This window comes from Moorena producens 3L, assembly GCF_000211815.1.
GTDB lineage: Bacteria > Cyanobacteriota > Cyanobacteriia > Cyanobacteriales > Coleofasciculaceae > Moorena > Moorena producens.
The window spans coordinates 1-7759 of record NZ_GL890957.1 but is presented as its reverse complement, the minus strand read 5'-3'; the positions used below and the strand labels follow the sequence as shown (position 1 = coordinate 7759).

Genomic DNA, 7759 nt, shown 5'->3' with positions numbered 1-7759 from the left:
CTTTCTATGATTCGGATGGTCACGCGCATGGGAAGGGACTAGGGAAAGAAACTACCAAGAAATCAGATAGAATATGTGCCAAGAATCGCAATAGAGGGAAACTATGGGCACTTCATAGAAAGCTAGAGGAACTAAATCCATCTAGATCTGCTCGAATACTGAAAAACAATCTTAGTCGAAAGACAGAAAATAAACGCTACAGACAAAATCAATCGGAACTTACAGCCATTATAGGAGCCGCTTCTAAATCTCTTTTTAATGGTGAATCGTTGAAAGTTTTTGCGGAAGATTTAACACAACCAATAAAAAATAAACGTCAGTCCAAGGCCATGTCCCGTAAGCTTAATAGTTGGATGAAGGGTCAAATGCGGGACTCCTTACAGAAGTGGGCTAATTGGACTGGGTCGGTTGTTACAGAAGTTCAACCTAGTTACACGTCGCAAATTGACTCCGTGACTGGAACCCTATTAGGGAAAAGGAGCGGGGACAGTTTCACCAGGTTTAATGGGGTCGTGTTACAGGCTGACCACAATGCTGCCAAAAATGTCCTTAGCAGAGGTACGGATCAGGACATTACTCGGTACATGAGTAAGACCGAGGTGCAGGCAGTGTTGTTGCGTCGTACCGCGCGTTTCTTGGAAGGGATGGGACTGAGTTTGCTTGATGCAATTGAGCTTGGATTGCTTGATTGTAAACATGAGCTTTGCTCGGGCTTTCAAGGAACTCCTGGTCGGGATGCCAGGAACGTCTAAATAGATGGGTGGCAGGCTTAACTCCAATTGCCGATGACCACCCCTCACTTAGACCACAATAAAATGCACCTTGACCGTCTTATCCGGGATTATCCCGATTAATTACGGTTTAAGAGTATCCCCCCTCCTTTTCCTATTCGTGGGGGAAGTTAATCGGGTTCAAGCTTCATTAGGCAAGGACTTCAGCTTTTTTATGATCCCTTACTGACGTTCAATAGGAGTAGAGTGGGCATCCTGCTGTGGAATGGGAATATTGATAACCGGCAAAATGCCCATTCCACAGCAAAATGCCCATTCCACCTCACTCTTAAAATCATTTCATTATTAAGCAACGCTGATTCGTTTGGGCATAGTGGGGTAGCGTTCGTATATCCCCCCACACTAGATAGATGCCCTTGCTTTATCCTGCACGAGTACCATTCGGAATGATCTTTTCAGGCATAGCTAAAACTGGGGTTATACCATCTGCATAGCCAATATCAAAAAGCATGCCCTCTGATTGTTCTCCCATCATCTTCCTAGGCTTCAAATTAACTATAAATAAAGCCTGCTTACCCTCAATCTCTGCTTTAGGGTTTTCTCTCTCTTTTTTCATACCTACTAGGATCTTGCGTTTGAAATCACCAAAGTCAACCGTTAATCTGATCAACTTATCTGACTTTGGCAAATCTTCTACTAGCTCGATTGTGCCAACACGTATATCAATTTTTTCAAAGTCTTCATAAGAAACAATTTCTTTAATTGGAGCAACCTTAAAAGGGTTAGAGCTACTCATTTATGGATTCCTCACTAGTAGAGTTCATATATTATAATAAGATGCGTGCCAGATGAAGCTTCAGTATTTTTTATCCTGTGCAGTTACTTTACTTTGAGCTGCATCGGAATAATACAATACAAAGTGTGTCCTAGGAGCAACAGACCTAATTATACAGGAGTCCATAATTCAATTCATAGTCATCGGTGACAAGTTAAGGCTGTATACCAGTTGTCAAGGGAGTTTGCTGGAAATCAGCAATTCTCATTTTAGGAAATAGGTGTTCAACACCTACACAAAATTTGCCATAAGACAATACACAGTGGTAGATGTTTTGTGAAAGCAAAGGCTTGAGCCGGATGATGCGAGGAGTGTCAAGTCCGGTTCTTAGGGGAGGGAGATACGGTGACGTATGCTCTGTTACCCGCCACTTTCACGTATGGTATGACAGGAGAGGTGCCCCGGGTAATACAGTGCATCGACTCTACCAGCTTCAACAGCTGGGAGCAGGGAAAAGAAATATGTCCTAAGCTTTGCTTCGACTGGTATATAGCAGTCGCCAGGGCAGTTAGGACATCGACATTAGTCTCACACCCTTTGTAAGCGATGCAGAGGTGCGACCCGTGGCGAATTTAATTCGCCAAGGTCAAGCGCACCATTACGGTCTTGGGGGTTTCCCCCACTCGCTATTGCATCAAGAAGCGCAAGAGTTTGACTTCTGACTTCTGACTTCGTTAGAGTCGATGCCTGGTATTACCCAGGGCACCTCTCCTTCAAATCTGGGCGTGCGACTTTCACCGCACCCAGCTCCTAGATATCCTGACCTTTCGGTCTGCTTCCGTGGATTAGTTGATGGCAGCTGTGATGAACTGCTAGCAAATTCTTTGGTTTCCAGTTATCGTGGTTTCCATCAATATGATGTAAGTGTACGACTTCTTCCCCTAGGAATTTGTGTCCACATTGTCCACAGGAATGGTTTTGCTTAGTTAAGGCTTTGGAGGTAGCATTATCATAGAGCTTGCTATTGCGTTTGCTCCAGTAAACTAGGTCACCATCATAGGGTGACTTAGTCCCTTTAACATTGACATGTTTGTTCTCTGAATAAGGTACCGCCGGAAATGCTTTGTTCACTAACCTTACGGCTTCGTGTTTGTCGATTTTCTTTTCCTTTATGAATTTACGGCGTGCTGATTCATTTGCAAACCATAAACTATTTCGGGAGCCGTCCATCTTGCCATACCGGTGGTAGTTTCTCCAGCCCCGAACAATGGGGGCTAGTTTTCTTGCCTTAACTTTTGCACCATAATTCGAGTTGCTGACCACGGCTTTGATTTTCTTTCGGGTTGTTTTATAGTTTTCCGGTGAGGGGAAACTTCTGAACTTTCCGTTTTTCTGGACTCGAAAATTCCAGCCCAGGAAGTCAAATCCGTCTGTCGTTTTAGTTAGCTTAGTCTTTCGAGCGCTGATTTCCATTCCACGTTCGGCGAGGAAGCTCTTGATTTTATCTAGAATTTCCTCTGCATTGTCTTCTGGCTTGAGAATTATTACCATGTCATCCGCGTAACGAATGCTATTGTGTATATCTTCTATTCCATTAAGTGCGATATTGGCAAGTAATGGGCTGACGACACCTCCTTGTGGGGTTCCTTGCTCAGGGAATTCAGGATTGACTCCTGCTTTTAAGCATTTGAAAATCCCGTATTTTAAGCCTGATGGTGCAATTATCCCGTCCATGATGGATTTATGGGAAATGCGGTCAAAACATTTCTTGATATCTAGCTCAATTATTCTTTTGTTGATGCCGTTTTTATTTGAGCATAAATTCTGGAATATCAGCTTCTGAGCGTCGTGAGCACTTCTTCCGGTTCTGAACCCGTAACTTCGGGCGTGGAACGTGGCTTCATGTGCTGGTTCTAACGCATATTTGGCTAGACATTGCCATGCTCTATCGGCAATTGTAGGGACTTTGAGAGTTCGAGTTTTACCATTTTTCTTGGGTATTGGGATTTCCCTAAGTCGATTATGCTTCCAGGTAAAAGCATAATCTTTGAGTTCCTCAAGAAGCTCGAATCTTTTTCGGTAGGAGAGGGATGCCTTTCCATCAACACCGGCTGTCCTTTTACCTTTATTGAGCTGTGTCACTTGACGGATGGCCAAAAGTTGGGCTGAACGGGATTTTAGAATCAGTTTTTGTAATGACCGAGCTTTCTTGAGGTCACCATCTTGAACTGCTTTAAACACTCGTCTCTGTAGGCGGAATAAATTTTGCCGGAGTTTTTTCCAGTTTTGTTCTTTCCAGAGTTCACTATGTTTTACCATGTGTCTAACTATGCTCTTCATTGATTTGTGTTTTCTAGATACCCGTGACCAGTTTCCGGTCACATCCTACCCGACAGGAGGGATTAGATTTGGCATAACTTACCGGGGTTTCGACCCTTCCCCAGACCTCTGCTGGTGCGCTTTCCACTGACGAATTAAATTACGGGGTCGCACCGTTTGCTGTCGTTTTTACTTGTTCCGTCCTTTGGATTGTTTTGGTGATTTAGGGTGATTCAGTTTGCCTACCCTCTTCTCGGAGATTGCAGCTATCAAGCAATATGCTGCGAGAATGAGAGGATGAAGTCCACACATTTCCCAGGCTGTGGCTTTGTCATGAGACACTTTTTTAGAATCTGTTTACCCGTGTCACCTCCCTATTAGCGCCGGGGAACCTACCTGTTTCAGTCCTGATTGCGCCCTGCTGCCAGCTTCACTCTGCGAGGTTGCCGCCTGCTCGGTGTGGCCAGATAAGGAGTCACTTCTCTCCTGAAGGGCGGGGTTTTCACCCGCATCCGTTAGACAGTTAGACTTTTGAGGTTTTTATTCCTCGCGAAGTCCCCTACTCATACCCCTCTATTTTCTAGAGGCTCCTAGTAGGAACAAGCCGCACTGACTTCTGACTTCTGCTATACCAACTCGGAAAACCTTTTTTGAGGATTTGCGAGCCTTGACCCGTTACATGTATTTCGATAGCTGGGAAGATCTGCTCACTTTCATCCTCCAGGGATTGGAGTTATAACTCCCTCCCAAAACTAGTTAATATTTCATACTGAGAATTGCTGGTCATTGCTGATTAGTCTTGACAGATTTGAATTCATAATATAAGGAACTACGCATTAAGGTGTTTGACATTGATAAAAGCTGAAAAAGGTGCGACCCGAACGCGCCCCGCGTCGGCTTTGCCGATAGGCGCGACCCAAGGGCGATTTACTCACCCATTGGAAAGCCCACCTTGAGGTGCGACCCAAGGGCGATTTACTCGCCCATTGGAAAGCCCACCTAAGCGCGAATTTAATTCTTAATGGGTCAAGCGCACAAAGAGCGGAAAGCGCACCTAAGCTGTTTGAGTAAACTTTTGCCTGTGGCCTGTGGCCTGTGGCCTGTTGCCTTCGGCGTAGCACTATACTATCTCGCCCCCGATCTTTCCAATATTCCTCCTCCTCCTGATGCTTTAAATTCCAATAAATCATCCCTATGCCAAAGCAAAGACCCTCCAATGCCAAAGCAAAAACTCTGAAAAGACCCGGTCAGGGTAACAATACCTGTGGAGGATCGTACTTTTCGGGATCTAGAATCGGGGAATGGGAATTATGGATTGGGTACTTTAAAAACTAAGCTAATGACAATAAAAGCGTTTGACTTGAATTCGCATCAAAATACGGCATCGGGTAAGACAGGTCGGTTTCGCAATTGGATAGTGGGGTTCACGAAAAAACCGGTCTCTCTCAATTCCCCAGCTTCCAATCCCCATTTCCTAATACCATTGATGACACTATCGTTGTGGGGACTACCAATCCTATCAGGGTTAGCCGCCAAAGCCTCAGATATCCCACTAAAAGTGGGAGTAGTGCAGCGCTTTGGAGATGAACCAACGGACAAGCTCACTCTGAAAGCTGCCCCGGACGATCAGCTAACCGTCAAATTTTTAGGCGGTGATATGCAACCGAAAACCAAGCAGCTTAGCAGCCTCAAGCTGGAAATAGTCAATAAACCGTTACAGCAGCCCCAGATCGAAGAGTACGTGGTATTGAGTAACCATGGAACCTTTGAAACTGCAGAAGATAGTGCCAATAAATGGCGGGAAAAGGGGATTGAGGTGGAAGTTGCCAAGCCTGACCGCTGGCAGGTGTGGGCAAAACGGAGTGTTTATCAAACCCCTTTATTGCGACGTCTACTGCTAGCAAGTATCAAAGCCAAAGGTGATACTACTGCCTATATTGATACTAATGTTGTCACCGAGGTGCCCCATGCTTCCTTTGTGATTGGTAACTATCGCTACCATCGACGGGAAATTGATATTACTGCTGGCAAAAATCTGATCTGGGTTAGCAAAGGAGAAAATAACCGTAGGACAAGACTTTATCCTGGTAGTCTACGGATCCAGCCCAATGCCTATGGTGACTATACCTTAGTAAATCAGGTACCTCTAGAAAGCTACTTGCGGGGTGTGGTACCTCATGAAATTGGAGCTGGAGCACGCTATTCAACCGTAGCTGCTCAGAGCATTATTGCTCGCACCTACGCCTTGCGGAACCGACGCCGATTTAATGTTGACGGTTACGAACTCTGTGCCGATACTCACTGCCAGGTTTATTTCGGAATAAATCAAACCAATCCAGTGGCTGACCGTGCGATCGCAGCTACTAAAGGTCTAGTGCTGACCTACAACAATGAGTTAGTAGATGCTCTGTATTCAGCAGCAACTGGTGGAGTCAGTGCGCCCTTCAGTGATGTTTGGAATGGGTCAGAACGTCCCTACTTAAGAGCAGTGGTAGACTCCCCATACTCCCTCTGGAATTTGTCACAAAAATCCTTAGCAGACGAACAAAATTTCCGTGAGTTCATGAACTTGAAGCAAGGATTTAATGAGACTGACAATAGTTACTTATTCCGCTGGAAGTACAACAATAGCTTGAAACAAGTCACCAGCCATTTACAACGCTATCTCAAAAAAACCAAACACCCCCTTGCCAACTTCACGACCATTGAGCATATGGAAGTGGTAGAGCGTTCACCAGCAGGACGAGTGCTGAAAATGGCGGTAACAACGGATCGGGGTATCCTGGAGCTGAGTAAAAATGAAGCCCGCAGCGCCTTTGGTCCTCCCCGCAGCACCCTCTTCTACGTAGACCCGATTTATGACAAAGGTAATCAAACCCTCAAAGGCTACGTGTTCGTGGGTGGCGGCTTTGGACATGGGGTTGGCTTTAGCCAACACGGTTCCCAAAATTTAGCTAAACTCGGTTGGTCCGCAGAAAAAATTCTCAGCTTCTATTATCCTGGTACTCAAATTCAGCCTTTGAACAATTCTATTATCTTCTGGCAAAATGCCAGCGCACTAGTTAAGCCCTAGTCTAATCAAGGGTAAAAGGGGGGAGAAGGGGAATATATGGATTGAACTTCCCCAACCGTCTTCGATGGGGATTCCCAGGCACAACCAAATAGATTGTTCTCTCCATGGGCGTAACTTTCCCCCGCACCGGGGGTAGCTGAGTAGGGTCAATACCCAGTTTTTTTGAGACCGTTTCCTTTCATTTTAACACTATTTGAGAGGGAAAATTCATCCCCACCTTAAAAAAGGATGGGGTATTCTTTTCCCTCTCAAACTCTCCCTTTAGATAATTTCAGGAAAATTACCTCCTTCTCCTCCTTGATTTAGCTTGGATTGAGCGTGATTTCGCCATCACCCCATTAGCTAAGGATATCATCACCCGATCTGCGGCAAAGGGGAAGTAAAGAGCTTCAAGGATAAAACATCCAAATTCTAAGCTCTCTTACTTCCCCTCTGTTATTAGTACATATACTAGTACTTAGTACAGAGCTTCCTCTTGATGAGTTTCGATCACGCAATCAGAGGTGGGCTTTGCGACACAGGTTAGAACGAAGCCAGCTTCTATTTGGTCATCATCCAGGAAAGATTGGTCGTCCTGGTCAACAGTACCACTGACTACTTTGCCAGCACAGGTAGAGCAGGCACCCGCACGGCAGGAATAAGGCAGATCTAAACCTTGCTCCTCGGCAACGTCGAGAATGATTTCGTCATCGGGAACGTCAATGGTTGTATTTATACCTTCCGCTTCACTTTTCAAGGTGACTTTGTAAGTTGCCATGTTTTAGTAATCCTCTTTGTTACTAGTACTTATATTAGTATTTAGTACAGAGCTTCCTCTTGATGAGTGGTGATCACGCAATCAGATTGGGGGTAGGCGACACA

The 7759-nt window shown here is 45.2% G+C and carries 5 protein-coding genes; 2 read left to right on the top strand and 3 right to left on the bottom strand.

Annotated features, from left to right (window positions below; all coding sequences use genetic code 11):
- Nucleotides 1-752: zinc ribbon domain-containing protein (locus tag LYNGBM3L_RS47840; RefSeq protein WP_229414704.1), on the top strand; the 752-nt coding region annotated here is incomplete at its 5' end.
- Nucleotides 753-1152: 400 nt separating this feature from the next.
- Here the strand turns inward: LYNGBM3L_RS47840 and LYNGBM3L_RS25305 are convergent.
- Nucleotides 1153-1527: a tRNA-binding protein gene (locus LYNGBM3L_RS25305; protein WP_008188182.1), complete on the bottom strand. Its 375-nt coding sequence runs from the start codon at nt 1525-1527 to the stop codon at nt 1153-1155.
- A gap of 789 nt (nt 1528-2316) precedes the next feature.
- Nucleotides 2317-3825 (bottom strand): group II intron reverse transcriptase/maturase, encoded by a 1509-nt coding sequence (locus LYNGBM3L_RS25300; protein ID WP_081431844.1) that lies wholly within the window; start codon nt 3823-3825, stop codon nt 2317-2319.
- 1486 nt (nt 3826-5311) lie between these two features.
- Here LYNGBM3L_RS25300 and LYNGBM3L_RS25295 point away from each other — a divergent pair.
- Nucleotides 5312-6898 carry a SpoIID/LytB domain-containing protein gene (locus tag LYNGBM3L_RS25295; RefSeq protein ID WP_131827322.1) on the top strand — a complete coding sequence of 529 codons (1587 nt, stop codon included), beginning with the start codon at nt 5312-5314 and terminating at the stop codon, nt 6896-6898.
- A gap of 457 nt (nt 6899-7355) precedes the next feature.
- Here LYNGBM3L_RS25295 and LYNGBM3L_RS25290 read toward each other — a convergent pair whose 3' ends face one another.
- The gene (locus LYNGBM3L_RS25290) at nt 7356-7655 is read right to left on the bottom strand and encodes a ferredoxin (protein WP_008188179.1); all 300 of its coding nucleotides are present in this window, start codon (nt 7653-7655) and stop codon (nt 7356-7358) included.
- Between the last annotated feature and the right edge of the window lie 104 nt (nt 7656-7759).